29 protein-coding genes are annotated in these 25233 nt (G+C 65.7%); 16 read left to right on the forward strand and 13 right to left on the reverse strand.

Annotation, left to right across the window (positions count from 1 at the left end; genetic code table 11):
* The first annotated feature begins 14 nt into the window (after window positions 1–14).
* From EPO41_RS11230 to EPO41_RS11245, 4 genes are read left to right on the forward strand one after another with little or no spacing between them, the layout of a single operon-like run.
* Window positions 15–1013, forward strand: coding sequence for an ABC transporter substrate-binding protein (locus EPO41_RS11230; RefSeq protein WP_296324769.1), 999 nt, complete (start codon window positions 15–17; stop codon window positions 1011–1013).
* Window positions 1014–1023: 10 nt separating this feature from the next.
* Window positions 1024–1806, forward strand: coding sequence for an ABC transporter ATP-binding protein (locus EPO41_RS11235; protein ID WP_296324773.1), 783 nt, complete (start codon window positions 1024–1026; stop codon window positions 1804–1806).
* Window positions 1778–2608, forward strand: coding sequence for an ABC transporter permease (locus tag EPO41_RS11240; RefSeq protein ID WP_296324777.1), 831 nt, complete (start codon window positions 1778–1780; stop codon window positions 2606–2608). The genes EPO41_RS11235 and EPO41_RS11240 overlap by 29 nt, the downstream gene beginning before the upstream one ends.
* A gap of 25 nt (window positions 2609–2633) precedes the next feature.
* Window positions 2634–4169, forward strand: coding sequence for an amidohydrolase family protein (locus EPO41_RS11245; RefSeq protein WP_296324780.1), 1536 nt, complete (start codon window positions 2634–2636; stop codon window positions 4167–4169).
* Here the strand turns inward: EPO41_RS11245 and EPO41_RS11250 are convergent.
* The 3 genes from EPO41_RS11250 to EPO41_RS11260 form a co-directional block, all read right to left on the reverse strand.
* Window positions 4166–4513: a hypothetical protein gene (locus tag EPO41_RS11250; protein ID WP_296324783.1), complete on the reverse strand. Its 348-nt coding sequence runs from the start codon at window positions 4511–4513 to the stop codon at window positions 4166–4168. The two genes, EPO41_RS11245 and EPO41_RS11250, sit on opposite strands and share 4 nt — an antisense overlap.
* 83 nt (window positions 4514–4596) lie before the next feature.
* Complete coding sequence (locus tag EPO41_RS11255; RefSeq protein ID WP_296324786.1) at window positions 4597–5166, reverse strand: NnrU family protein; 570 nt, start codon at window positions 5164–5166, stop codon at window positions 4597–4599.
* Window positions 5167–5250: 84 nt separating this feature from the next.
* Window positions 5251–5550: a PepSY domain-containing protein gene (locus tag EPO41_RS11260; protein ID WP_296324789.1), complete on the reverse strand. Its 300-nt coding sequence runs from the start codon at window positions 5548–5550 to the stop codon at window positions 5251–5253.
* Window positions 5551–5724: 174 nt separating this feature from the next.
* On the opposite strand from EPO41_RS11260, the gene EPO41_RS11265 reads away from it, so the two are divergent.
* Window positions 5725–6294: a hypothetical protein gene (locus EPO41_RS11265; protein WP_296324792.1), complete on the forward strand. Its 570-nt coding sequence runs from the start codon at window positions 5725–5727 to the stop codon at window positions 6292–6294.
* Here the strand turns inward: EPO41_RS11265 and EPO41_RS11270 are convergent.
* From EPO41_RS11270 to bamE, 4 genes are read right to left on the reverse strand one after another with little or no spacing between them, the layout of a single operon-like run.
* Complete coding sequence (locus EPO41_RS11270) at window positions 6291–6824, reverse strand: chromate transporter (RefSeq protein ID WP_296324795.1); 534 nt, start codon at window positions 6822–6824, stop codon at window positions 6291–6293. The genes EPO41_RS11265 and EPO41_RS11270 overlap by 4 nt on opposite strands.
* Window positions 6821–7393, reverse strand: coding sequence for a chromate transporter (locus EPO41_RS11275; RefSeq protein ID WP_296324798.1), 573 nt, complete (start codon window positions 7391–7393; stop codon window positions 6821–6823). The genes EPO41_RS11270 and EPO41_RS11275 overlap by 4 nt, the downstream gene beginning before the upstream one ends.
* On the reverse strand, window positions 7390–8340 hold the full coding sequence (locus EPO41_RS11280; RefSeq protein ID WP_296324800.1) for a hypothetical protein: 951 nt from the start codon (window positions 8338–8340) through the stop codon (window positions 7390–7392). Before EPO41_RS11280 ends, EPO41_RS11275 begins: the two co-directional genes overlap by 4 nt.
* Window positions 8341–8371: 31 nt before the next feature.
* Entirely contained in the window at window positions 8372–8671 is a 300-nt protein-coding gene (gene bamE, locus EPO41_RS11285; RefSeq protein WP_296324805.1) for an outer membrane protein assembly factor BamE, read from the reverse strand.
* 99 nt (window positions 8672–8770) lie between these two features.
* Here bamE and EPO41_RS11290 point away from each other — a divergent pair, with 99 nt between their 5' ends.
* The 4 genes from EPO41_RS11290 to EPO41_RS11305 are packed head-to-tail and all read left to right on the forward strand — an operon-like array spanning window position 8771 to window position 11979.
* A complete protein-coding gene (locus EPO41_RS11290; protein ID WP_296324806.1) occupies window positions 8771–9982 on the forward strand; it encodes a pyridoxal phosphate-dependent aminotransferase in 1212 nt (403 codons plus the stop codon).
* A 7-nt stretch (window positions 9983–9989) separates the two neighbouring features.
* Window positions 9990–10763 carry an ABC transporter ATP-binding protein gene (locus EPO41_RS11295; RefSeq protein ID WP_296324809.1) on the forward strand — a complete coding sequence of 258 codons (774 nt, stop codon included), beginning with the start codon at window positions 9990–9992 and terminating at the stop codon, window positions 10761–10763.
* Window positions 10760–11557 carry an ABC transporter permease gene (locus EPO41_RS11300; RefSeq protein WP_296324811.1) on the forward strand — a complete coding sequence of 266 codons (798 nt, stop codon included), beginning with the start codon at window positions 10760–10762 and terminating at the stop codon, window positions 11555–11557. Before EPO41_RS11295 ends, EPO41_RS11300 begins: the two co-directional genes overlap by 4 nt.
* Before the next feature lie 26 nt (window positions 11558–11583).
* A complete protein-coding gene (locus EPO41_RS11305) occupies window positions 11584–11979 on the forward strand; it encodes a hypothetical protein (protein WP_296324814.1) in 396 nt (131 codons plus the stop codon).
* A gap of 5 nt (window positions 11980–11984) precedes the next feature.
* Here EPO41_RS11305 and mepA read toward each other — a convergent pair whose 3' ends face one another.
* Entirely contained in the window at window positions 11985–12851 is an 867-nt protein-coding gene (gene mepA / locus EPO41_RS11310; RefSeq protein ID WP_296324817.1) for a penicillin-insensitive murein endopeptidase, read from the reverse strand.
* Here mepA and EPO41_RS11315 point away from each other — a divergent pair.
* Genes EPO41_RS11315 through EPO41_RS11325 form a run of 3 tightly spaced genes read left to right on the forward strand, consistent with a single transcriptional unit; the run spans window position 12850 to window position 15812 of the window.
* Entirely contained in the window at window positions 12850–13650 is an 801-nt protein-coding gene (locus EPO41_RS11315) for an enoyl-CoA hydratase/isomerase family protein (RefSeq protein ID WP_296324819.1), read from the forward strand. The genes mepA and EPO41_RS11315 overlap by 2 nt on opposite strands.
* Window positions 13651–13652: 2 nt before the next feature.
* Complete coding sequence (locus EPO41_RS11320) at window positions 13653–14489, forward strand: TauD/TfdA family dioxygenase (protein ID WP_296324823.1); 837 nt, start codon at window positions 13653–13655, stop codon at window positions 14487–14489.
* A 12-nt stretch (window positions 14490–14501) separates the two neighbouring features.
* Window positions 14502–15812 (forward strand): hemolysin family protein, encoded by a 1311-nt coding sequence (locus EPO41_RS11325; protein ID WP_296324825.1) that lies wholly within the window; start codon window positions 14502–14504, stop codon window positions 15810–15812.
* A 3-nt stretch (window positions 15813–15815) separates the two neighbouring features.
* On the opposite strand, the gene EPO41_RS11330 is transcribed toward EPO41_RS11325, so the two are convergent.
* From EPO41_RS11330 to EPO41_RS11340, 3 genes are read right to left on the reverse strand one after another with little or no spacing between them, the layout of a single operon-like run.
* Window positions 15816–18251 carry a penicillin acylase family protein gene (locus tag EPO41_RS11330; RefSeq protein WP_296324828.1) on the reverse strand — a complete coding sequence of 812 codons (2436 nt, stop codon included), beginning with the start codon at window positions 18249–18251 and terminating at the stop codon, window positions 15816–15818.
* A 4-nt stretch (window positions 18252–18255) separates the two neighbouring features.
* A complete protein-coding gene (locus EPO41_RS11335) occupies window positions 18256–19413 on the reverse strand; it encodes a CaiB/BaiF CoA-transferase family protein (RefSeq protein ID WP_296324829.1) in 1158 nt (385 codons plus the stop codon).
* Window positions 19414–19422: 9 nt separating this feature from the next.
* A complete protein-coding gene (locus EPO41_RS11340; protein ID WP_296324832.1) occupies window positions 19423–20298 on the reverse strand; it encodes a DMT family transporter in 876 nt (291 codons plus the stop codon).
* A 29-nt stretch (window positions 20299–20327) separates the two neighbouring features.
* Here EPO41_RS11340 and EPO41_RS11345 point away from each other — a divergent pair, with 29 nt between their 5' ends.
* The 4 genes from EPO41_RS11345 to EPO41_RS11360 are packed head-to-tail and all read left to right on the forward strand — an operon-like array spanning window position 20328 to window position 23706.
* Complete coding sequence (locus EPO41_RS11345; protein ID WP_296324835.1) at window positions 20328–21335, forward strand: alpha/beta fold hydrolase; 1008 nt, start codon at window positions 20328–20330, stop codon at window positions 21333–21335.
* The gene (locus EPO41_RS11350) at window positions 21332–22315 is read left to right on the forward strand and encodes an alpha/beta fold hydrolase (protein ID WP_296324838.1); all 984 of its coding nucleotides are present in this window, start codon (window positions 21332–21334) and stop codon (window positions 22313–22315) included. Before EPO41_RS11345 ends, EPO41_RS11350 begins: the two co-directional genes overlap by 4 nt.
* The gene (locus tag EPO41_RS11355) at window positions 22312–23550 is read left to right on the forward strand and encodes an MFS transporter (protein ID WP_296324841.1); all 1239 of its coding nucleotides are present in this window, start codon (window positions 22312–22314) and stop codon (window positions 23548–23550) included. The genes EPO41_RS11350 and EPO41_RS11355 overlap by 4 nt, the downstream gene beginning before the upstream one ends.
* A 12-nt stretch (window positions 23551–23562) precedes the next feature.
* Window positions 23563–23706, forward strand: coding sequence for a hypothetical protein (locus EPO41_RS11360; protein ID WP_296324844.1), 144 nt, complete (start codon window positions 23563–23565; stop codon window positions 23704–23706).
* On the opposite strand, the gene EPO41_RS11365 is transcribed toward EPO41_RS11360, so the two are convergent.
* Both EPO41_RS11365 and hemB read right to left on the reverse strand, forming a co-directional pair.
* The gene (locus tag EPO41_RS11365) at window positions 23703–24191 is read right to left on the reverse strand and encodes an NUDIX domain-containing protein (protein WP_296324846.1); all 489 of its coding nucleotides are present in this window, start codon (window positions 24189–24191) and stop codon (window positions 23703–23705) included. The genes EPO41_RS11360 and EPO41_RS11365 overlap by 4 nt on opposite strands.
* Complete coding sequence (gene hemB, locus EPO41_RS11370) at window positions 24188–25198, reverse strand: porphobilinogen synthase (RefSeq protein WP_296324847.1); 1011 nt, start codon at window positions 25196–25198, stop codon at window positions 24188–24190. Before hemB ends, EPO41_RS11365 begins: the two co-directional genes overlap by 4 nt.
* Window positions 25199–25233: the final 35 nt, after the last annotated feature.

Consider the following 25233-nt stretch of genomic DNA (forward strand, 5'->3'; position numbering starts at 1 on the left):
GACAGGAGGCATCATTGCAGTCATCATCGTTCCGCCGGCGCACAGGGTTGGCCGCGCTTGCGCTGACGCTGATTTCGGCCGTGCCGGCGCTGGCCCAGGACAAGGTCCGCTTCCAGACCGACTGGATCCCGTCGGGCGAGCACGCAATGTATTACGGTGCCTGGAGCAAGGGCATCTACGCCAAGCACGGCATCGACATTACCATCACGCGCGGCTACGGCTCCGGTGACACGGTCACCAAGGTGGCGTCTGGTGCGGCGGACTTCGGTGTTGCCGACATCGCGGCCGTCATGACCGCCAGGGCGCGCACCAACGTGCCAGTCAAGACCATCGCCGTGCTCTACAACGAATCGCCGCATTCGCTGTTCGTGCTGAAGAGTTCGGGCATCACCAACTTCAAGGGGCTTGAAGGCAAGAAGATCGGCATCACGCCGGGCAACAGTCACCGGTTCTATTTCCCGGAGGTCGCCAAGAAGGCGGGCACCGATCCCAACAAGCTGATCTGGACGAACATGGACGGGGCCGCGATGGCCGCGCAGCTCATCGCCAAGAACATCGACGCCGCGCCGTTCTATTCGATCCATTACTATTACATCAACAAGGCCGCGGTGAAGGCGGGCGAGGAGATCCTGCCCCTGCCGTTCGTCGAGGTCGGCTTCAAGATCTACGCCGCTTCGCTCATCACCACTGACAAGATGATCCAGGACAAGCCCGACCTGGTGAAACGCTTCCTGGCCGCCACCAAGGAGGCCTTCGAATGGGCCGCGGCCAATCCCGAGGAAGCCTGCAAGCTGCATGTCGCGCGCTTTCCCGAGGTCGAGCTGGACGACTGCATGGGCAGCGTGAAGGCCGTGATGAAGTTCGTCTTCAACGACCACAGCAAGGAATTCGGCTGGGGCAAGGAAAGCCCGGAGCGACTCAAATTCTCATGGGAGACGATCGCCACGGCGAACGAGCTGAAGCCCGAATTCGACTACAAGACCGCAATCGACACGAGCAAGGTCACCAGGTAGGCGCCCCGACGTGATCTCGCTCAACCGGGTCACACGCATCTTCAACAGCCGTGACGGCGATCAGGTCACGGCATTGCAGGACGTGTCGCTGGAGATCGGTCGCAACGAGTTCATCACCCTGGTGGGCCCGTCGGGCTGCGGCAAGTCCACGCTGTTGCGCATCGTTGCCGGACTGATCCTGCCCACCGCGGGACGAGCCTCGATCGGCGGAGAGGAGATCACCGAGCCGCGGGCGGAAACCGGCATCGTCTTCCAGGCACCGACCCTGCTCCCCTGGGCCAGCGTGCTGGACAACGTGCTGTTCCCGTTGCGCATGATGCATCGCATCGATTCGACCAGCACTGACAAGGCGATGGCGCTGCTCAAGCTGGTGGGCCTCAAGGGCTTCGAGGGCAAGTCGCCGCGCGAGCTGTCGGGCGGCATGCAGCAGCGGGTCGCGATCTGCCGGGCACTGGTGCACGATCCCGACATCCTGCTGATGGACGAGCCGTTCGGGGCGCTCGACGCACTGACACGCGAGGAGATGACCATGGAGCTCCTGCGCATCTGGAGCGAGCGGCCGAAGACCGTACTCTTCGTGACGCATTCGATCACGGAGGCCGTGGTGCTGGCCGATCGTGTGGTCGTGATGTCGCCGCGGCCCGGGAGGATCGCCGAGATCATCGATATCGGCCTGCCGCGCCCGCGCAGCTTTGAGACCGAGGCCTCGACGGAATTCCACGAGGCCAGCCAGCGCATCCGCCAACTCATCTTCGGAACACGTCATGTCGGTCCAGGCCGCGCCGCCGCTTGACGAGCGGCAGAAGCCGCCCCGCCGCAGGAAGAAGAGCGCCGCCCTCTACGAGGTGGTGGTTCCGATCTTCGCCACGATTGGATTGTTCGTGCTGTGGGAGGGCGCCTGCCGCCTCTTCAAGATCCCGGCCTATCTCGTGCCGTCGCCGGCCGATATCTGGAAGGACACGATGGCCATCGGTCCCACGGTTGCCGGCCATACGCTGGCGACCTTCAAGACCGTGATGCTGGGCTTCGTGGTCTCGATCCTGATCAGCCTGCCGCTGGCCGTGATCCTCACCGCATCTCCCGCGATCGCGGCGGCCGTCTATCCGTTCCTCGTCTGGACGCAGTCGATCCCCAAGGTGGCGCTCGCCCCGATCCTCGTGGTGCTGCTCGGGACCAACGAATTGCCGCGCATCGTCATCACCGTGCTGGTGGCGTTCTTCCCGCTGGTCATCTCGATCGCGACCGGGCTGCTTTCGGTGCCGCCGGAACTGATCGAACTCAGCCGCGCCTGCCGCGCCTCGAAGCTCAGCGAGTTGCTGCGGATCAGGCTGCCCTATGCGATTCCCTTCATCTTCGCGGGCCTCAAGGTGGCGATCTCGCTCGCCGTCGTCGGTGCGGTCGTCGCGGAATTCGTCAACGCTGATTCCGGGCTGGGCTTCCTGATCCAGACCTCTACGGCGTTCTTCAAGGTGCCCGTGGCATTCGGGGCGCTTATCATCCTGTCGGTGATGGGCGTCGTGCTGTTCCAGATCGTGGTCGTCGCCGAGCGGGTCTTCTTCCCGTGGTCGAGCAGCAATACGACGCCGGGTGCCTGACCGGCCGCGCAAGGGGAGAGTGGATATGGCGAAAGCGCCGAAAACGTCGATGACCGTCATCCGTGGCGGCCGGGTGGTCGACATCAAGGGCCATGCCGCGCCCAAGGCCGATATCCTGGTGAATGGCGACACGATCGCCGAGATCGGAACGAAGGTCTCGGCGCCGGAGTCGGCCATCGTGATCGACGCCAGAGGCAAGCTGCTGCATCCCGGCCTGATCAACGGCCACACGCATAGCCACGGCAATCTCGCGAAGGGCATGGTCGACCGGGTGACCCTGGAGCTGCTGCTGACGGCGGGTCCCTACATGAGCGGCGCCCGCACGCTTGAGGACAAGTACCTGTCGAGCCTGATCGGCGCGTGCGAAATGGTGATGAAGGGCTGCACCGCGGCCTACGATCTTGCGGCCGAGTTCCCCATGCCGACGGCGGAGGGGCTCGCCGCGATCGGACAGGCCTATGCCGATGTCGGCATGCGCGCGATGCTGGCGCCGATGGTGGCCGACACCAGCTTCTTCCAGGCCATTCCCGGCCTGATGGACCAGCTGCCGCCCTCGCTGCAGAAGGAGGTCGAGGCCTATCAATTCTCGCCCTACAAGGCGAGCGTGAAGCAGATGAAGAAGGCGCTGCACGGCTGGAAACTCGACCGGCAGGGTGTGCATCTGGCCGTAGCGCCGACCATCCCGCATCACTGCAGCCGGGAGTTCCTGCTGGCCTGCCTGAAGCTCGCAAAGGATTATGATACCGGCCTTCACACCCACGTCTCCGAGTCGAAAGTCCAGGTGATCGCGGGTTACAGGCTCTACGGCACGTCGCTCACCGCCTATATGGATTCGCTGGGCCTCGTCGGGCCGAAGTTCACCGTGGCGCACGGCGTCTGGCTCGATGGCGACGACATGAAGCTGCTGGGCGACAAGGGCGCCTCGGTCTCGCACAATCCCGGTTCGAATATGGTGCTGGGCAACGGCATTGCCGACATGCGCGGCATGCTGGATGCCAAGGTCAATGTCGGCATCGGCACTGACGGCGCGAGCTGTTCAGACAATCAGAACATGTACGAGAACATGCGATTGGCCTCGATGGTGTCGAAGGTGCAGGGGCCGGACAACCGCGAGTGGATCACGACCGAGGAAGTGTTGCACGCGGCTACGGCCGGCAGCGCACGGGCTCTGGGACTCGGCGACAAGATCGGCAAGCTGGAAGCCGGCTACAAGGCCGATATCGTGTTCCTGGACCTGGGCCACATCAACTGGATCCCGTTCAACGATCCGACGAACCAGATCGTACATACCGAAGACGGATCGGCCGTGCATTCGGTGATGGTCGCCGGCCGCATGATTCTCGAGGACCGCAAGCTGCTGAACGTCGACATGGCGCAGCTTGCACGTCTGGCCGAGAAGGCCCGGGAGCGGCTGGAGCGGGGCCGCAAGCCTGCCAAGGCGCTCTACGACAAGCTCGAGAAGGTGGTGAACACGTTCTGCCCAGGACTCGCTAAGCAGCCACTACACATCGACCGGTTCGGCGGCGGCCACCATCACGGCTACCATCCGCATCACCATTAGTAGCCCAGGCGCCAGCCCCTCTGCAGGTAGCCGTAGCGAACCAAGCGCACGGCTACGATTCCGTTCAGCGCAATGCCGCCGACGACGGTAATGAGCATGAGGAGCATGCCCTCCAGAGAGGCGCTGAACAGGTAGACGATGATGGTGAGACCGAAGATGACGCCGCCCGCAATGGCGATCATGGCGATCATGGCGACGAAGGCCAGGAAGTAAAGTCGCTTCGAAAGCACGAACAGCGGGCCGCTGAAAGCCGCCCAGGCATAGGACCACTGGTCGATGACCATGAAATCATCGGTCTCGGCCTTGTCGAAGCGATAGGTCGGAAACAGTGCTTCTACGATCACTGGAATTTCGGCGGCTTTTGGGGGGGCGGTGTTTGCAGTGCAACCTATCATGGCCGATGCAAATGGGCCAGTGGCCGCAAGCCCTAAGCGGCGGCAACGCCGATCAAGCTGTCGTGTAACCAGAACATGGCGACGTAGGCTACGGTCCCGAGCGCCACGACAAGCAGGTCGTTGATCGACCAGCCGGCAGGGGGAGCGCCGGTATCGCCCCTGCGCTTCAGGGCAATCCGATCGTAGATTGCCCAGGCAAGCAGACTGCCGAACAGCAACATCGAGCCCAGGTCGCCGTTCACCAGGAGATGGGAGAGCGCCCAGGCCTTCACGGCCACCAACATGGGATGTCGCAGCAGTGATTTGATCCGACTGGGCGGCGCATAGGTCGCCGTCAGGGCCACGAACGCAAACCACAGCAGAACCAGCGCGATCGGATGGAAAAGCGAGTAGGGCGGATGCCATACCACGACGTAGCCGGTGCTGCGATAACTGCCGAAGCCGATGAAGATCAGGATCAGCCCGGCGGCTGAAACCAGAGTGTAGATCCCCTTGTAGCCTCCTTCCCCCAGGCGACCGATGACCGCGGCCCGTGTTCCCCGCAGGGTTGTAAAGAAATGGGCGCCGAGGAAGAGGGCGAGCCCAAGGATCAAAAGCCACATGGGTTCAATATAGCACGCGCATCAATGCGCGGGAGGCGCAAATACCCCGTCCCCGTTTACGGAGTTCACAATGCCGCAAAGATCCTAGCGGGAGATCTGGGTAACGCTGCCGGACGTGTCCACCGACACCGCGACCTCGACATCGTTTTTGGTGGCGGTTGCCTCCCAGGAACCATCGTCCCTGCGCTTGAGGTTCTTGATGTTGGTGTAGCCACTCGCCTCGATCTGGGTCCGCGCCGATGTGGCGGTCTGGGGGGCACTTCCCGGCATTCCGGCCGGCGGGGCAGCCGGCGTCGTGGAGGTTCCGGTGGCCGGAGGCATCTGGGCGACCGCAGTCGACGCGACGACGAGCAGCGCCGCAGCAGTCGAAAGGATGGGTTTCATCGGGACACTCCTCCACTGAGACTGTCAGGATTTAATGCGGAAAGCCTCCAAGCGTTGCGTTCATTCGCCCCAATTCGTCTCGGCACGATCATCATTCGGCCCTACCTGCGAGCAACCGTCCGCTGAGCTGTCGCGTTCCATTTCCATGGTCGAAAGACCGTCGAAGGGGGTCCCGTGAAAATACTGCCCGTCTTAATTTCCTCGACGCTGATGTTGACGGTTCTTCCGGTTCTGGCTCAGCAGCTTGCGCTCGCGCCGGGCAGGTCCGACTGCGCCAGCCATGAGCCCGATCCAGTCGAGATCAGCTGGGATGCGCCCTGCCAGCAAGGCGACTGGCTGTTCGAGCCGGGTGTCGGTTGCCGCATGTGGGATTGGCACCCCGATACGCACGACAAAGTGACATGGAGCGGGGCGTGCCGAGCCTCCCTGAAGGACGGAGAGGGCGTGTCGCAGTGGACCGAGCACGGCCAGCCGATCGATCGCTTCGAGGGTACCTATCGCAACGGGCGTCGCGAGGGCGCCGGCCAATATTCCTGGAATGCGACCGATCGCTTCAAGGGTACCTACGCCAACGACCTGCCGAACGGCTTCGGTACGGTGACGCTGGCGGGCACAACATTGTCCGGCGAATGGCGCAATGGCTGCCTCAAGGTGGGCGACAAGGTGGTGGCGATCGGTGTTTCGCGGGCAAGCTGCGATCAGGAACCGGAATACACCGCAGAGACGGCGAACCTGCCGAACTAGGCGATGTTGAAGTAGTGCAGCGCCATGCCGATCAGGCCCGAGGCCACGATCGGATAGGCGGGATTGATCTTCGTCCGCCACAGCAGCAGGAAGACCACCAGCGCAATCACGCCGAAGAATATTTCGGTGATCGCACCGCGTCCCATGATGATCGCACCGGCCAGCACGAGCCCTACCGCGACCGAGCCGAGACCGCTTTGAATAGCCGGCCGCCAGCGCCACGTCGCGAGGTGGCTCCACAGGCGGCCGACGAAGAAAGTCAGCAGTCCGGTCGGCAGGAAGAAGGCGACAAGGGCCACCAGCGCGCCGGGTATGTGCCCCACGACGGCGCCGATCGACGCCACCATCATCATGTTCGGGCCGGGGGCGAGCTGGCCCAGGCTGTAGAAATGCAGCAGCTCGGGAAAGGTCAGCCAGTGATAGGTGTCGACCGTGAGTTCCTTCATTTCCGGGAAGGCGGCCATGCCACCACCCACGGTCAGGAGCGACAGGTAGGCGAAGACGCCGGCGAGGTCCCAGAGCTGCTTCACGGGACATCCTTGTCGCGGGGCCGGTGCCACCAGATGGCAATGATCCCGGCCACGATCAATGCATACGGCACCGGCACCTTGAAGAAGGCCACTGCAACGGCCGTGGCCGCCACGAACACGTAGTCGGCCGCGGTCTTCAGCGTCTTGGCCCCGAGCTGGACCAGGACGACGACGACGAGGCCCACGGCGCCGGCTGCAATCCCGTGCAGGAAGGCCTTCGACCACGGCCCGTCTCCGCCGGCGCCGTAGAGGAAGCCGGCGGCGATCATGAGGCTGGCGCCCGGGAGGCACATGCCCAAGGTGGCGACCAAGGCGCCCATGCCGCCTCTCAGGCGGTCGCCCACCAGGATCGACATGTTGGTCGCATTGAGCCCGGGCAGGGTCTGGCTGATCGAGAGCAGCTCGACGAAGCTCAGATCGTCGAGCCAGCGCTGGCGCACGACGAGGCCGGTTCGCAGATAGGCGACCACGCCGCCGCCGAGACTGGTCGCGCCCATGACGAGGAAGACCCAGAAGAGCTTTCCGAGCGACGGCGGCGCCGGCGGCGATGGGGCTTCTGCGACGCTCATTCGTGCGCTTGCGGCGGGTTGCCCTTCAGCCGGTACACGGCGCCGGTCTTGGTCGTGGTGAGGGCCAGCCAGTCTCCGGCGACCTGCTGCAGTTCCAGGAAGAAGCGCTCACAATGGTTCAGCGCCTTGTGCTTGATGTCGTCGGGGCCTGCGAAACGGAGCTGGAAGGCAAACTCGCCCACGAAGGAGTGGTGATCTCCACGCGCGCGCCACAGGCCGAGATTGGCCGTTGCCGCCGTGTGATGGCCGAAGTCGAGCAGGCAGATGTCCTGCAGCAGCTCCTCGACGATCGTCTGGTTGACCAGCGAGACGTCGTTGGGCCCGTCGCAGTTGACCGCCGCGAGGACCGGGAAGATCTGCGTCAGCTCGGGCAGGGACATGTTGCCCAGCGAGGACATCACGATCCGGGCCGCCTGGGGGGCCTGGCTAAGGCCAAACTCGACATTGTGCGACAGCAGGCGCCGGACGCCGCCGATCCGCTCCTTGAGAGGCATGACCTCCAGCTTGAACTTGATCTTGTACTTGCCGTCGATGTGCGGCCGCACGTCGAGGGCCTGGGCCTTCGCCATGTTGTCGCTGCGATACTTGAAGACGATCTCGGGATCCCCGATCGCGAAGCCGTCCTGATAGGCGATGCGGCGGCGGACGATGAAGTTGTTGTTGTAGAGGTGGTAGCCGCCGGTATCCAGGAACAGCACCTCGCGCACTTCGGGTCGCTGCTGGGATTTCGGCGTGTGCTGGTAGCCGACGCCGGTGGTGGCTGCGGCACGCTGGACGAGGGCCGCGAACTCCTTGAAGACGTGGGCGGAGGTGAAGCGGTCGGGCTTGAGGATCAGCTTGCATTGAAGATACTGGATTTCATCGCAGCGCCGCCCGTCGGCATAGAGGCTGTCCTGGCGCTCGGAAAGCCACTGCGCGATCTGCCCGTCGTCCTGATGTGAATGCATTGTCTCTCCCTGACGATACCGTAGCGCCGGTCTATCGAGCTGTCATCTGAGCCGACGCGGGCTGATCCACACGGCCATAGGTGTCGACCTTCCCGTCGGTGAAGCAGACGTAGTAGCGATCCGACATCGACCAGGGCGTTCGGCTCCAGAAGTCCTTGAGCACCGTGTAGTAGGCGCAATCCTTGCCCGGCGAATGGGCCGATCCCTCGGGCGGCCCCATGACCGCACGCACCTGCTCGCGATCCATCCCGGCCTGGAGGCGCTCGACATCGTCGCCGTGCACGCAGCCGGCCAGCAGCAGGGACGCCAGCAGACAGGGCAGATACTTCATGGCTTTCTCCTGTGATTAGTAGGGTTGGGCCTCGCCGCCAACAATTGTCGTGCAGCCACCTGACTGGCGCAATTCCGAACGATGCGGTACGTCCGCAGGATGCAGAATCACCCCAGATTTGTCGCGCCGGGCGTCCCGGCTTCGCTGAGCGGCGCCACTGCCGGCCTGGCCGAGACCCCCATTTCCGAAGTGGCGATGACCGTGTTCGGGGACCCCGACGTGGTGCCGCTGTGGTTCGGCGAGAGCGATCTCGTGACCCCGGATTTCGTGGGCGAAGCCGCGGCCAGGGGCCTGCAGGCGGGCGAGACGTTCTATACGTGGCAGCGTGGCATTCCCGAGCTGAGGAGTGCGCTGTCGGCCTATACCGAGCGACTGTATCGCATCAAGTGCCCGATCGAGCGCCTCACGGTGACGACCGGCGGCATGCAGGCGATCCTGCTGACCTGCCAGCTCCTGCTGGATCCGGGCGACAATATCGTGATCGTCTCGCCGATCTGGCCGAACATCACCTCGGCCACAAGGCTGGTAGGGGGTGTGCCCAAGTACGTGGCGCTCGACCGCACGCCGGGCGGCGGCTGGAAGCTCGACCTTCAGAAAATCTTCGATGCCGTCGACGAGCGCACCCGCGCGATCTTCGTCAACTCGCCGGGCAATCCCACGGGCTGGACGATGTCCTCCGAAGAGCAGGCAGCCCTGCTGGACTTCGCGCGCAAGCGCGGCGTCTGGATCATGGCCGACGAAGTTTACGCTCGCCTGATCTACACCAAGCGTCCCGACGGCCGGCAGGTGGCGCCGTCGTTCCTCGAACTGGCCGGCCCGGACGATCCGGTCATCGTCCTCAACAGCTTCTCCAAGCCGTGGGCCATGACCGGCTGGCGCCTGGGATGGCTCACCCATCCGGCGGCGCTGGGCGACCAGTTCGCCAAGCTGGTCCAGATCAACACGTCGGGCGTTCCCGCATTCCTGCAGAAGGGCGCGGTGGCCGCGCTGGAGCAGGGCGACGATTTCGTTCACGAGATGGTCGAGCGCTGCCGCTCGGGTGGCGAACTGGTGTTCCAGCGGCTCTCAGCCCTGCCGAAGGTGAAGATCGCGCGGCCGGATGCGGCCTTCTACGCCTTCTTCTCGGTCGACGGCGTCGACGACACGCTGGCCTTCTGCAAGACGATGGCGAAGCAGTACAAGGTGGGCTTGGCACCCGGCGAGGCGTTCGGTCCGGGCGGGCAGGGCAATGTGCGCCTGTGCTTCGCGTCGAGCGCGGAACGGCTCAGCAAGGGCCTCGATCGCATCGAAGCGGCGGTCAAGGCGTTGTGATGCCGGCATGCCCGAAGCACCCTCCATCGCGGTCCAGCACCTGCGCAAGGTGTATGGCGAGATCGTCGCCGTCGACGATCTGAGCTTCTCGGCGCCGCGCGGCGCCGTGCTGGGCCTGCTCGGCGGCAATGGTGCGGGCAAGACCACGACCATCGCCATGCTGCTCGGCCTCCTCGAGCCGACGGCCGGCAGCATCGAGATCCTGGGCGTCGACATGTTGCGGCGGCGCTACGCGGCGTTGCCGCGCATGAATTTCTCCTCACCCTATGTCGACCTGCCGCATCGGCTCACGGTGCGCCAGAATCTGCAGTTCTACGGGCGCCTCTACGGCGTGAGGGATTTGCGCCATCGCATCGAGGAGATCGCCGAGCACATGCAGGTCTCGGCGTTCCTCGATCGCCAGGCGGGCAAGCTGTCGGCCGGCCAGAAGACGCGCGTTGCCCTGGCCAAGGCGCTGATCAACCGCCCGGACGTGCTGTTGCTCGACGAGCCGACCGCCTCGCTCGACCCCGACACCGCCGACTGGGTGCGCGGCTATCTCGAGGCCTATCAGCGCGAAACCCACGCCACGATCCTGCTTGCCTCGCACAACATGGCCGAGGTCGAGCGGCTGTGCGACGACGTGATTTTGCTGCAGGCGGGCAAGGTGTTCGAGCGCGGCAGCCCACGCGAGCTGCTCGAGCGGTTCGGCCGCGAGGACATGGAGGAGGTGTTCCTCGACATGGCGCGCGGCCGGGGCCGCGGACTCGACACCCTGAAGCGGGAGGAGGGTGCGCCATGAGCGGCTCTGCCCAGCGCATCTATGCCCTCGTGCTGCGCCACATCTATCTCTGGCGCAGCTCGGTGATGCGCCTTGTCGATTCGATCTATTGGCCGGCCGTGCAGATGGTGATGTGGGGCTTCATGACCCAATACCTGCTGCCCCAGGCTTCGTTCGTGGCGCAGGCGGCCGGCGTGCTGCTGTCCGGATTGCTGCTGTGGGAGGTCGTGGTCCGCGGCAACCTCTCGCTGTCGATCGCCTTCCTGGAGGAGATCTGGTCGCGCAACCTCGGGCATCTCTTCGTCAGCCCGATCCGGTCCTGGGAGCTGGCGACGGGCATCATCATCGCGGCGCTGCTGCGCACGCTGCTCGGCATGATTCCGGTATCGCTGCTGGCCTGGGCGTTCTTCGGCTACTCGATCTACACGCTCGGCCTGCCGCTGCTTGCCTTCTTCGTGATCCTGCAGATGTTCTCCTGGTCGATCGGGCTCGCCATGTCGGGTCTCGTGATGCGGGTGGGGCAGAGTGCGGAGAGCTTCGCCTGGGCGGCCGTCTTCGTGCTGATGCCGGTGAGTGGCGTCTATTATCCCATCTCGGTATTGCCGCACTGGCTGCAGGTCATCGCCTGGGGATTGCCGCCAGCTTACATCTTCGAGGGCATGCGCTCCATCATGCTGGAGAAGACGGTCCATTGGGACATGCTGGGGCTCGCCTTCGGCCTGTCGGCCGTCTACCTGGTGATCGGCTTCCAGGTGTTCCAGTGGTTCTTCCGCTCCTCGCGCCGTGCCGGTTCACTCCTTGGCCAAGGTGAGTAGAATAGGGCTGTTTCCGGAGGTGAGTGATGTTCAAGCACGTGATGGTTCCCGCTCTTCTATCGCTCGCCGCCGCAGCGTGTTCGACCGTGGACAAGTTGGGCAGCGAGCCCATCAAGCCGCCCAAGCCGGTGCCGGCGTGGTCCAGCGTCTATACCGTTCCCTATGACTCGATGGTGGCCTGTCTCGCGGCCCCGGTCGCCAGCGGCTTCGTGGTGAACATCGAGCCGTCATCGGCGCCGGGGACGACGACGGTCCTGTACGTGCCGCAGAGCGCCCCGCAGGCGGAGTCGCGCTACGTCGTGAAGCGCGTGCCCGACGGTACGATCCAGGTCGACTGGATCCGCGTCGGCACGGTGGGCGGTCTCGACTGGCTCGACGTGCAGGCCCGCCAGCGCGCCAACCGCTGCGGCGGGATCGGCTGATCCTGCTACCGGGAGTTCAGCACCGCAGTACAGGCGGCCGGCAACTTCGGCCGGTAAGGCTTGGGCGGGGTGGTCGGCGGCACGATCGGTGCCTTGCGGAACCATGACTCGAGCGCCTCGCCGCACCCGTCGTCGTTTGCATAGTCAGCCTGGGGCTGGCACTGCGGATTGCCCGGCGGACAATAGAGGCGGACATGGAAGTGCGAGTCGTGCCCGTACCACGGCACCAGCTTGCGCAGCCAGGAGCGGTCGCCGCCGGTCGTCTGGCAGAGCCGCTGCTTGATCCACTTGTTCACGAACATGCGGTCGAGATTCGGCATCTGCGCGGCCGTTCTCAGCAGGAATACATGCTGCTCATTGAAGACCGAATCGTCGATCCCGCTGTCGTCGGCGAGTACCAGCGAGCGCAGGCGGGGATTTTCGCGGTCGGCGGGCGTGCGACGTGGCCCGGGCTGGCGCTCGAACCAGATGTCGGCGTCGAGCCCGACCTGGTGGCTGGCATGGCCCGACGGGGCGGGCCCGCCGCGCGGCTGGCCGATGTCGCCGATGTAGAGATGCGCCTGGCCGGCGGTCCGGATCTTCTCCGAAAGGGTCTTGATGAACTCGATGGTGACCGGCTGACCCCAGTAGCGGTTGCGGCTGACCCTGATGGCCTCGTAGCCCGGACCTTCCAGCGGCAGCGCCTGCGCGCCCTGCAGGCAACCGGCGGTGTAGAAACCGATCGACTGCGTCGGACCGGGCGCCGGCGTCATGACGGTGGCCCAGTCGTCGGCCCGGGCCCCGTGCGCCAGGAAAAGGAGAGCCGCGAGCAGCGGAACCGCGAAGCGCTTCATCTTGTTGGCACGATAGTCGCTCGTTAAGACTTTGCCCATGGCCGACTACGAGTTCCTCAAGATCGACCGGCAGGGCGCCGTTACCTCACTCACGCTGAGCAGGCCGCAGCGGCGCAACGCGCTGACGCACCGCATGATGCTCGAACTGGAGGACGCCTTCGTCGGCATCGCCAACGATGCGGCCTGCCGCGTGCTGGTCCTTCGCGGAGCGGGCGGGCACTTCTGCGCCGGCGGCGATCTCGATACGATGGCCGACCTGCCGCCCGTGCCGCCGGGTGGCACGGATCCGCTGCTTCCGACCTATCGCCAGTTCGGCAACGCGCTGCTTGCCCTGGAGGCCCTGCCGCAGGCCACGATCGCGGTGGTCGAGGGTTCGGCCGTCGGCGCGGGCTTCGGCATGGCCTGCTGCTCGGACGTCGTGATCCTGCGTGACGACGCCCGTTTCGGCATCCCCGAGCCCCGGGTGGGCTTTATCCCGTCGCAAATCCTCCCGTTCCTGGTTCGGCGGCTCGGCGAAGGTCCGGTCCGCGATCTCGCCGTGACGGGACGCGTGATCGATGCGGCCGAGGCGTATCGGCTGGGCCTCGGACGCCACCTCTGCGCAACGGGCGCCGACGTCGATGCGACGCTTGAGAGTCTGCTCGATGACATTCTGAAGATGGAGCCCAAGGCGCTGGCCGTGGCGAAGCGTCTGGTGCTCTCCTGTGCGGGCAAGGATGATCTCACGGTGCTCGACGAGGCGGCGGCAAGCCTGGCCGGTCTGCTGCGACAGCCGGAGGCGGCCGAGGGCATCAGGCATTTCATGGCGAAGACCGCGCCGTCGTGGGCCAGGAGGTAGACATGCGGAACTATCGGCACATCGAAGTGAGACCGATCGCCGGCGCGCTGGGCGCGGAGATCCATGGCGTCGACATGGCGCAGGATCTCGATACCGAGGTCGTTGCGGAGATGCGCCAGGCCTTCCTCGACCACCTCGTGATCTTCCTGCGCGACCAGTCGGTGACGCCACACCAGCAACTCGCCTTCGCGCGCAAGTTCGGCGAGCCGGTCGAGTACCCGCAGCTCAAGGGGCTGCCGGAGTCCCCGATGATCACCCCGGTGGTGAAACTCGAGCACGAGCGCAACAATTTCGGCGGTATCTGGCATTCCGACACGACGTATCTGCCGGTTCCGCCGATGGGCAGCATGCTGCTGGCGCGCGAGGTGCCGCCGTTCGGCGGCGACACGATGTTCGCCAATCAGTACCTGGCCTACGAGGCGCTGTCGGACGGGCTCAAGGCGACGCTCGACGGGCTGGTCGGAGTCAGCTCCTCGGCCAAGGCCGATGTCACCAAGACCCGTGAGGACCGCATGAAGGCGGCAGGCGAGGAGCTCAAGGTGATGACGGCGGAGCATCCGATCGTGCGGACGCACCCGGAGACCGGCCGCAAGGCGCTCTACACGTCCGATGCCCATACCGCCCAGATAAAGGGCTGGACCGAGAAGGAGAGCCTGCCGCTACTGCGCTTCCTGTGGGAACACCAGACGCGGCCCGAGTTCACCTGCCGCTTCCGCTGGGAATCGGGCTCGCTCGCCTTCTGGGACAATCGCTGCGCCATGCACAATCCGATCAACGACTATCACGGCCACCGGCGCGTCATGCACCGGATTACGCTGGCCGGCGACACGCCACGATAAGGGGGGCTGGGAATGTCCGGAGCGGGCGGTTTGCTGGCGGTCCTGATCCTGGTTGCAGCCAACGGGTTCTTCGTGGCTGCCGAATTCTCGCTGGTGGCCGTGCGCCGCAGCCGGGTCATCGAACTGGCCGCCTCGGGCCGGATGAATGCCCAGGCGTTGATACGCGCGCTCGATCATCTCGATTCCAACCTCGCCGCCACGCAGCTCGGCATCACCATCTCGTCGCTGGCGCTGGGCTGGATCGGCGAGCCGGCGATCGGTCATTTGATCGAGAAGCCGCTGGCCGAGATCTGGGGCACGACGGCCGGAGTCAGTGCCTACGCCATCGCAGTCGGCATCTCCTTCGTCCTGATCACCGCCTTGCACATCGTGCTGGGGGAGCTTGCGCCCAAGAGCCTCGCGCTTCAGCGCAGCGAGAGCACGGCCCTGTGGGTCGTGCGGCCGCTAAGCCTGTTCCGCTGGCTGCTCAGCCCGGCGATTCTGGTGCTGAACGGCATGGGCAACCTCGTGCTGAGACTGTTCGGCCTGCGGCCCGGAACGGGCGAGGAATCCCTGCATTCGCCCGGCGAGCTGAAGCTGCTGGTCGAGGCCAGCCAGGATGCCGGGCTCCTGCAGGATGCGCAGGAAGAAGTCGTGGTGCGCGCGCTCGACATCGGCAACCGCCGCATCGGCGAGATCATGACCCCGCGCACGGAACTCGACTGGATCGACGTCACCGACGATCGCGACGAGATCGTGCGCTGGGTTCTCGAAAGCCCGTATGAGCAGATGCCGGTCGGGCACGGCAGCATCGACAACCTGCTGGGCGTGGTCGCCAAGACGGACCTGCTGAACCAGGTGCTGCGCGGCGGTCCGCTCGATCCTGGCGCGGTGGTGGCGACGCCCCTTATGGTCCACGAGGCCATGCCGATCTTCAAGGTACTGGAGCAGTTCAAGAAGGCGCCGGTGCGGCTCGCCGTCGTGGTCGACGAGTATGGCGGCATCGAAGGCATCGTTACGCAAACCGACCTGCTCGAGGCGCTGGCCGGCGACCTGCCGGAAGCGCCGGGCGAGCATCCCGATGTGGTCGAGCGTGAGGACGGCTCGCTCCTGATCGACGGGATGGCGCCCGTCCATGCGACACTGGACCGGCTGCAGGTCAACAAGCTGCCGGTCAGTACCAGGTTCCACACGATCGCGGGCTTTGCGCTTGCTCAACTCGGCCATCTGCCGGTGGCCGGCGAGCAATTCACCTACGAGGACTGGACCTTCGAGATCGTCGACATGGATGGACGGCGCATCGACAAGCTTCTGGCCCGGCGGATGCCGACGTTCGAGGCCTGACCGTCAGCGCGCCGCCGGCGTCATCGTGATCGTGCCGACGGCGCTGCGCGCTGTCTCGGCGCGGGTGCCGCCGATGTTGATGTAGACGAGCTTCTGCCAGGGTTCGACGAAGTTGCGAGCCCAGGGCGAGAGCATGTTGCCCGATTGGCCGAGCGGCGTCGCGAAGCGGCTGTTCTCGAGATCGCTGAAATCATAGATGCCACGATAGCCGGCGCCGTGCGCGGCATCGAACGGCCGGTTGCCTCTGAAGGAGGGGGAGGCGCGGTTCAGCGTCTGGTTGCCTCCGTCCGCCGGGTAGCGCACCGACGCGATGTTGCGCAGCAGCGGCACGCCGTCGAACAGGGGGTGACGATGGACCGCGAAGTGTTCCCGCCCCCACTGCCACTTGGTCATGTCGGTGCCCTGGCGGCGCGAAATCCAGTCGAGCGCCCGGTCCAGCGCCAGCGCGATCGCGTCCTCGCACGATTCGGCCGGCTTTGTGCCGCCGTCGTCGCACCAGCCCGGCTTGTCGCGCAGGACACGGATCATCAGGGGCACGTTGGGCACGGCAATCGAATTGAAGAGGTCCTCGCCCAGCTCGTCGGCGAGCAGGCCGCGCTGCAACTCGGCGATCCAGGCATTGTAGATCAGCGGCTCGGGCCGGCTCGCCAGCATGAACATGTTCCAGCGGCTCAGGAGCTCACGCGCCTGGGCGGCGCGGGCGTTGCGCGGTGCGCCCTTCAACAGGTAGGGCAGCATCTCGGCGGCGTCGAGCGTGAGATTGTCGGCCTGCATGACGATCATGCCGTAGACCGGATGGCGCTCGACCTCGCCCAGGAGCTGGGCGGCGCGTCGCTGGCGATAGGGTTCCGCCCAGTCCTTGCTGATGAAGTGGCGATAGTCGTCGGGCACCAGGCGGCCGTTGGCGTTGACGATCACGCCGCCGACCGGATTGTAGACGCGCGGCAGCTCGTCGAACGGCACGAAGCCCGCCCAGTCGTACTCGGAAGTCCAGCCCGGCACCGGCATCGAGCCGTCGCCCTTGCGCCGGATCGGCACGCGCGCCGGAGAGATCAGGCCGATGTTTCCCGACGTGTCGGCATAGACCATGTTCTGCATCGGCGAGACGATGCGGCGCGTGGCTGACAGGAATTCGTCCCAGTTCTGCGCCGAGCCGACGCGGGCGAAGCCTTCGGCCGAGGTGTCGGCGCCGTCCAGCGCGGTCGCCTGCAGCGCCAGCACATGTCCCTGGGGCGTGAGGTTTTCGCCGTGGCGGACGAAGTCGTCGATCACCGGCCCGTGCCGCGTCTCGCGCACGCGCATCGTGATCGGATCGCCCCAGGCGACCTTGATGGTCTCTTCTCGCACCGCGAAGGGGCGGGCGCCGTCGGGCGTGATGTAGCGGTTGGGATCGGTCGGATCGACCCTTTCGACGAAGATGTCCTGGCTGTCGAGGTTGGTGGTCGTAAAGCCCCAGCCGATGATGCCGTTGTGGCCCAGCACCACGGCAGGCGAACCGGGCGAGGTGGCGCCGCGTATGTCGAAGCCCGGACCGATCAGGCGGGCAAGGTACCAGACGCCCGGGAAGGAGAAGCCGAGATGCGGGTCGTTGGCGAGCAGAGGCCGTCCCGAGACGGTGTGCGCGCCCGAGAGCACCCACTCGTTGGAGGCTTCCCGCTTGCGCGTCACCTCGTTGTCGGTGCCGTGGAAAATCCGGTCGAGATCGATGTCCTTCACGGCGGCGAGAACCATCGACAGGGTCGAGTCCTTGCTGTCGCCGGACGGTTCGATCAGGAACTTCACCCCGTCCTCGCCGATCTTCTGCGACAGGCGCAGGCGCAGCAGCTCGGCGCGCCAGTTGCCGTCGAGGCCGAACGCCATGAGCTTGGCCCACACAAGCGAATCAGCCGGCCGCCACGGCTCGGGCCGATAGCGGCCGGCGGACAGGAGCTTGATCAGCGTGAGTTCAAGTCCGAATTGCTGATCATCGTCCGACAGCCATGCATTGACGCCGGCCGCGTAGGCGTCGAGGCGCGCTCGCATGGCGGGCGAAAGGGCGTTCACGCTCTCCGACGCGCGTCGATAGACGCCCAGACCGCGCATGGTCCGGTCGCTGTCGACGAGGCCGTTGCCGACCAGGGCGGGCGGCACGAGTTCCGCCAGGCGTCCCTGGCCGATGCGGCGCATCAGCTCCATCTGCCAGAAGCGATCCTGGGCGTGGACGTAGCCCAGGGCGAAGGAGGCATCGTCGATCGAGCCCGCGATGATGTGCGGGACCGCATTCTTGTCTCGCAGGATTTCGACCGGAGCCTTCAGGCCGACCACGTCCATCGTGCCGCTGTAACTCGGCAGCGCGCCGCGTACGTGGAAATAGGTACCGGCGAGGAAAACCGCGAGCGCCAGCGCCGTGCCGACCAGGAACTTTCCGAGGAAGGCGGCGACGCGGACCAACAACCTCACCGGGTCAACCGCCCAGATAGGAGAGGATCGTGTCGCGGTCGCCGTCGAGGTCGGGCGCGGCAGGGCGTGTCGTCGGATCGGGGAAGGCCGACATCTTGAGCGGGTTGCCCGCCAGCTTCAGCATACCGCCGCTGCCGTCCGGCACGTCGACCAGCATGTTGCGCGCGGCGACCTGCGGATGGGCGATGGCCTGAGCGATGTTATTGATCGGGCCGCAGGGCACGCCGCCCTTGGACACGACGGCGATCCAGTGGTCGGTCGTGTTGGTCTTCAGGACGGACTCGATCTCGTCCTTCAGCTTCTTCTGGCTCTTCTGGCGCAGCGCATTCGACTTGTAGGCAGGATCGGTCGCCATGTCGGGGCGGCCGAGCGCTTCGCACATCTTGATGAACAGGCTGTCGTTGCCCGCAGCGATGATCATCGAGCCGTCGGCCGTGGCGAAGGCCTCGAAGGGCGTGATGGTCGGATGGCGCGCGCCGAGCGGACCGGGGATTTCCTTCTCGACCGTGTAGCGCATGATCGCGTTCTCGAGCAGCGCGAGCTGGCAGTCGAACATCGCGATGTCGACCTTGGTCGATTCACCGGTCTTGAGGCGGTGCACCAGCGCGGCGTTCACGGCGACGGCGGTGTAGAGGCCCGCGCCGATGTCGCCGATCGACATCCCGACCCTGCTCGGCGGCTGGCCCTCGTTGCCGGTGATGCTCATGATGCCGCCCTGGCCCTGCATGACCATGTCGTAGGCGGGGTCCTTCGAGTTCGGGCCGGTGTGCCCGAAGCCCGAGGCCGAGGCGTAGATCAGCTGGGGATACCTGGCGTGCAGCGTCTCCCAGCCGTAGCCCAGCTTCTCCATCGTGCCGGGGCGGAAGTTCTCGACCACCACATCGGCCTTCTCGAGGAGCTTCTCGAAGATCTTGCGGTGCTCCTCGTTCTTGAGGTCGAGTGCGATGCTCTCCTTGCCGCGGTTCACCGAGGCAAAATAGGTCGACTTGCCGTTCACGAAGGGCCCGTAGGCGCGGGCGTCGTCGCCGCTCTTCGGCGGCTCGACCTTGATCACCCGTGCGCCCATTTCGGCCATCAGAAGGGTGCAGTAGGGGCCCGCCAGGATGCGGGAGAGGTCGACGACGAGAATGCCCGACAGCGGGCCCTTTGTATTCTGGGTCATGTCGGGTTCTTAGCCAGTGGATCGCCGTGAATCCAGCCACACATTGGCCGCTGCCGCCGAGATGACGATGAGACCGCCGAACAAGGTGAGATCGTCCGGCTTTTCGCCATCGAACAGCCACACCCAGATCGGCCCCAGCACCAGCTCGAGCAGGCCGAGCAACGAGGCCTGGGCGGCCGGAATGCGCTTCAGGCTCGCCATGTAGAGCAGCAGGCCGACTGCGAGCTGTCCCGGGCTCAGGGCGAACAGCCATGGAAGCTGCGACCAAGTGACGTTCTCGGGATGCGCAAAGGGCAAGGCCACGAGGCCGGAAATGACGCCGGCGAGCCAGATCGAGGGCGTCATGCCGATGTCACGGCGGTGGCGGACCACCACGTAGTTACCGCTCATGCACAGCACCACGATGAAGGCGACGGCCATGCCCGCCAGGGCGCCGGGCTGCAGCGATCCGGCGACACTGATCGCCAGACCGACGACCGCCGCCGCCATGGCTAGGATGGTGTGACCATGCAGGGGCTCGCGCAGGAACAGGCGGGCGGCGATCGCCGTGATGAACGGCGTCGCGCCGAACATGATCAGCACGTTGGCGACCGGCGCGAGACCCAGTGCCAGGATGAAGCTCACGAAACTTCCGGCGAGCAGAACGGCGCTGAGCAGCAGGGCGGGACCGCCGTTGCGCACGTCGATCAGGACTTGCCGTCGCTGCCAGATCAGCAGCGGCAGCATCGTCGCGACCAGAAGGGCCGAACGCCAGAAGGACACATCCCATGCGGGAAGTTCGATCCGCCGAACGATGACGCCCGCCGTGCTGAAGGTGATCGCAGCGGCGACGGCGAACAGCACCCCGAGCAGCGGGGAACTTGGCGGGGTGACGGACGTTTTCATCACAACGAAAGCGTGAATACGGATCGACCGTGCCCCCGTCCATCGATTCCCTCGATCTGCCGCCGTTCAAGCCGCGCTTTCCGTGGTGGGGGCCAGACCTGCAGACCATAGCCGTCCTGCTGACGGGGCGTGCGTCGGATCTCGCGCCACATACCAGCGAGCGGATGGCCTTTCCCATGGCCGACCGGACCGGTGATATCCTCCTCGGCATGCTCGATAAACCGGCTGAACCTGCCGAACACCGGCCTCTCGTTCTCCTGGTCCACGGGCTGACGGGGAGCGAAGAAAGCCCCTACATGCTGAACGCCGCACGACATCTACTCGACAACGGCTACTGCGTGTTGCGCCTGAACATGCGAGGGTCCGGTCCCTCGCGCCCCTACTGCCGGGAGCACTATCACCTCGGACGCACCGCCGATTTCCGCCGCGTGCTCGCGCAACTGCCGGAGGATCTCACCGCAAACGGCGTGGTCGCCGTCGGCTATTCGCTGGGCGGGGCGATGCTGCTGAAGTATCTGGGCGAGGAGGGATCGTTCTCGCCCCTGTTGGGAGCCGCCACGATCTGCGCCCCGATCGACCTGATCCGGACCTGCAAACACATGTCGCGGGCGCGCAACTGGCTCTATCAGGCCTACTTGCTGAACGACATGAAGGCCGAAGCGCTGGCGCCGGGGGCGCTGACGTCGCCGGAGGAGCGGGAGATCATCAGGGCGGCGCGGAGCGTCAGGGAATACGACGACCGGTTCATCTCCCCGCGCTACGGCTTCCGCGGCGCCGAGGATTACTACGAACTTTGCTCGCCGCTCGCCTTCATGCCCGAGATCCGCGTGCCGACGATGGTCATCGCCTCGTGCGACGATCCCTGGATTCCCGTCGAGTACTATCGGGAGTTCAACTGGGCCGACAATCCGTCTCTCGTGCCCCTGATGCCGCCGGCGGGCGGGCATATCGGCTTCCATGCCCATGACAGCACGCGGCCCTGGTGCGATCTCGCGGTGGAGAAATTCATCGACCGGCTTGCTACCATCGAGGCGTGAAGCTCGATCTCCCGCTGTTCCGTCCGCGCTTTCCCTGGTGGGGCGCCGATCTCCAGACCGTCGCCAACTTCGTAAGGCCGCTCCCGAAAGACCTGGCGCCCCACACGTCGGAGCGGCTGATCGTCGATCTGGGAGACGGAACGGGGGATCGTCTGGCCTGTACCCTCGACCGGCCGTCGGTGCCCGCGAAGGGGAAGCCTCTCACGATCCTCGTTCACGGGCTGACCGGCTCGCAGGAGAGTTCCTACATCCTTAGCCTGGCGCGTTGCCTGCTGGACGCCGGAGAACGCGTCCTGCGGGTGAACCTCCGGGGCGCCGGGCCGTCGCGCGCGACTTGCGGCGGGCAGTACTATGCCGGCCGGAGCCAGGATCTGCGCGCCCTGCTGGCGAACCTCCCCGCCGATCTGAAAGCCGACGGCGTGCGCATCGTCGGGTATTCGCTGGGAGCCGCGACACTGCTCAAATATCTGGGTGAGGAGGGAGAGGCGGCTTCTCTCCTGGCCGCGGCAGCGATCTGTGCGCCCATCGACCTGTCCGCGACCTGTCGTCGGATGCTGGAACGGCGTAATTTCATCTATCACCGCCATCTGCTCGGGATGATGAAGATTGAGGCCACCGCAACAGGCGCGCAGCTTCAGGAAAGCGAGAGGGCCGCGATCCTTGGGTCCCGCACTATCTGGGAATACGACGAGGTGTTCATCGCGCCCCGTCACGGCTTCGCCGGCGCGGAAGACTATTACGAGCGCTGCAAGCCGGTTCGCTTCATGGCCGGCATCCGGGTGCCGACCCTGGTGCTGGCCGCTCTGGACGATCCCTGGATCCCGGGCGCGCTCTACAGCAGCTACCAGTGGACGGGCAACAAGGCGCTGATGCCGCTGCTGCCACTGCACGGCGGCCATGTCGGGTTCCACGGCTCGGGAAGCCTGATTCCCTGGTGCGACCAGGCCGTTGCGAAATTCTTCGAGGTGACTTCCGCATGAACAGGAAAGAGGGCGGACTGGATGCCTTGAACTTCTTCCTGGCCGACGTGCGCGACGGGCTGGGCCCCTATCTCGCCATCTACCTCCTGACGGTCCAGAAATGGGACGCGGCCAGCATCGGCCTCGTCATGTCGATCGGCGGCATCGCGGCGATCCTGGCCCAGACGCCGGCGGGCAATTTCATCGACGTGACCCGCTACAAGCGCGCCGCCTTGATCGTTGCGGCGATCGTCGTAACGGCTTGTTGCCTCGTCCTGCCGATTGCGCCGGGCTTCGTGTCCGTCGCGGTCGCCCAGTCGCTGGCCGGCGTCGCGAGTTCGATCTTCGCGCCGGCCATCGCCGCGATCACACTGGGGATCATGGGTCCCAAGGCGTTCACCCGGCGCACCGGCCGCAACGAGGCGTTCAACCACGCGGGCAACGCGGTCGCCGCCGTGCTGGCCGGAGCGGGTGCCTACGTCATGGGGCCGATCGCAGTCTTCTATCTGATGGCCGGCATGGCCATCGCCAGCATCGCCGCGACCCTTGCCGTGCCGGCCAGGTCCATTGATCATGATGTGGCCCGCGGTCTGGATGACGGCAGCCACCACGGCCACGCCAGGCCTGCGGGTCTACGGGTCCTGCTGGAGAACCGGCCGCTGCTGACCTTCGCAGGCTGTGTGGTGCTGTTCCACTTTGCCAACGCGGCGATGCTGCCGCTCGTCGGGCAGAAGCTCGCCCTGGCCAACGAGGGGCTGGGGACGACCCTCATGGCCGCCTGCGTCGTCATCGCCCAGCTGGTGATGATACCCGCCGCGCTGATCGTCGGCGCCAAGGCCGACGACTGGGGGCGCAAGCCGCTGTTCCTCGCCGGCTTCGTGATCCTCGCGGTGCGCGGCGCGCTCTACCCGCTGTCCGACGATCCCTACTGGCTGGTCGGCGTTCAGGCGCTGGACGGTGTGGGCGCCGGCATTTTTGGTGCGCTTTTCCCGGTGGTCGTCGCCGACCTGACGCGGGGGACCGGCCGCTTCAACGTCAGCCAGGGCGCCATCGCAACCGCGCTGGGGATCGGGGCCGCGCTCAGTGCGACCTTTGCGGGTCTGATCGTCGTGAAGGCCGGGTACTCGGCGGCGTTCCTCGCCCTGGCCGGGATCGCCGGCATCGGGCTGCTGATCTATGCCGCCTTCATGCCCGAGAGCAAGCCTCATTCAGGCCACGATGCGGCGCTGATCATCGGGCAGGCGAGACCATCGTGAGGAAATGCGGAGATGGGTGAGGTGGAGCCGATGGCGATGATCGTGGGCGTGGCCTGCTCGCTGGTCGCACTTGTCCTGGCATGGCGCGCCTATCGCGGCGCGGCGGAAGAGCAGGAACGGCGCAAGCGGGAACGCGAGGAGCGCGACCGCCGCTAGACGAGTTGCCGCGGCTCGGCGGGAGGGCCGTCGCGCAGCAGCGCCGGCAGGAGCGTGCCGAGTTCGAGCGGCTCGAAGCGCTCGGACGAAGAGGCGACTTCGGAGGCGGTCCACCAGCGATGGCCGAGAGTCCAGCTCCGTTCCTTCTCGTCAAGGCCCGACGTGTCGATCTCGGTTCGGTCGGTGCGGGCCAGGAAGAAGCGCTCCCTGTGCAGCACGTCCTTGCCGCGCCAGCTCATGACTCGCTCGCGCGACCAGACCCAGCGCGGCGTGCCGATGACCGGCAGCCTGGTTTCCTCGCCGGCCTCGCGTACCGCGGCCTGGACATAGTCCTCGCCCGGATCGACCATGCCGCCGATCATCACCCAGAATGGATCGAAGAACGGCTTGGCCGGATCGAACACCTGCGGATCGTGGACATTGAAGAGAAAAAGGCGGTCCTGCGGATCGAGCAGGATCAGCCGGGCCGACGGACGCTCAATCATCTGGAGTTGAGCAGTCGCGCCGCGTCAACCGCGCCGTAGGTCAGGATGCCGTCGCAGCCGGCGCGCTTGAACCCGGTCAGCGTCTCGATCAGCACCTTGTTCCAGTCGAGCCAGCCGCGATCGGCCGCGCCCTTCAGCATCGCGTACTCGCCGCTCACCTGGTAGGCGTAGGTCGGCACGCCGAACGTATCCTTCACGCGACGCACGATATCGAGATAGGGAAGGCCGGGCTTCACCATCACCATGTCGGCGCCTTCCTCGATGTCGAAGCCAACCTCGCGCAGCGCCTCGTCGGAATTGGCGTAGTCCATCTGGTAGGTCTTCTTGTCGCCCTTCAGGGCGCCGGAGCTGCCGATGGCGTCGCGGAACGGATTGTAGAAGGCCGAGGCGTACTTGGCGGCGTAGGACATGATCTGCTCGTGCTGGAATCCCCTGGCGTCGAGAGCGGCACGGATGGCGCCGATACGGCCGTCCATCATGTCCGAGGGCGCCTGGATGTCGGCGCCGGCCTCGGTCTGCACGATCGCCTGCTTGACCAGCGCCTCGACCGATTCGTCGTTCAGGATGCGACCGTCGCGCACGATGCCGTCATGCCCGTCGCTGTTGAACGGGTCGAGGGCCACGTCGCAGACGATGCCGATGTCCGGAACCGCCTTCTTCACCGCCGTGATGGCGCGGCAGACGAGATTGCCCGGATTGTAGGCCTCGCGCGCGTCGGGCGTCTTGGCCTTGGGATCGGTCTCGGGAAAGATCGCGATGGCGGGAATGCCGAGGTCGCGCGCTTCCTTGGCCGCCTCTGCGAACAGGTCGATCGAAAGACGGTCGACGCCCGGCATGGAGGCGACCGGCGTGCGGGCGTTCTGGCCCTCCTGCACGAAGACCGGCCAGATCAGGTCATCGACCGAAAGCTTGTTCTCGGCGACGAGACGGCGGGACCATTCCTCGCCGCGATTGCGGCGCAGGCGGGTCGTGGGATAACGGCCGAGGGTCGTGAAACGGGCGGACATGAATGGCCTTATCGCCCGAACAGGCGGGGGGCCGC

This window comes from Reyranella sp. (genome assembly GCF_004297265.1).
Taxonomy (GTDB): Bacteria; Pseudomonadota; Alphaproteobacteria; order Reyranellales; family Reyranellaceae; genus Reyranella.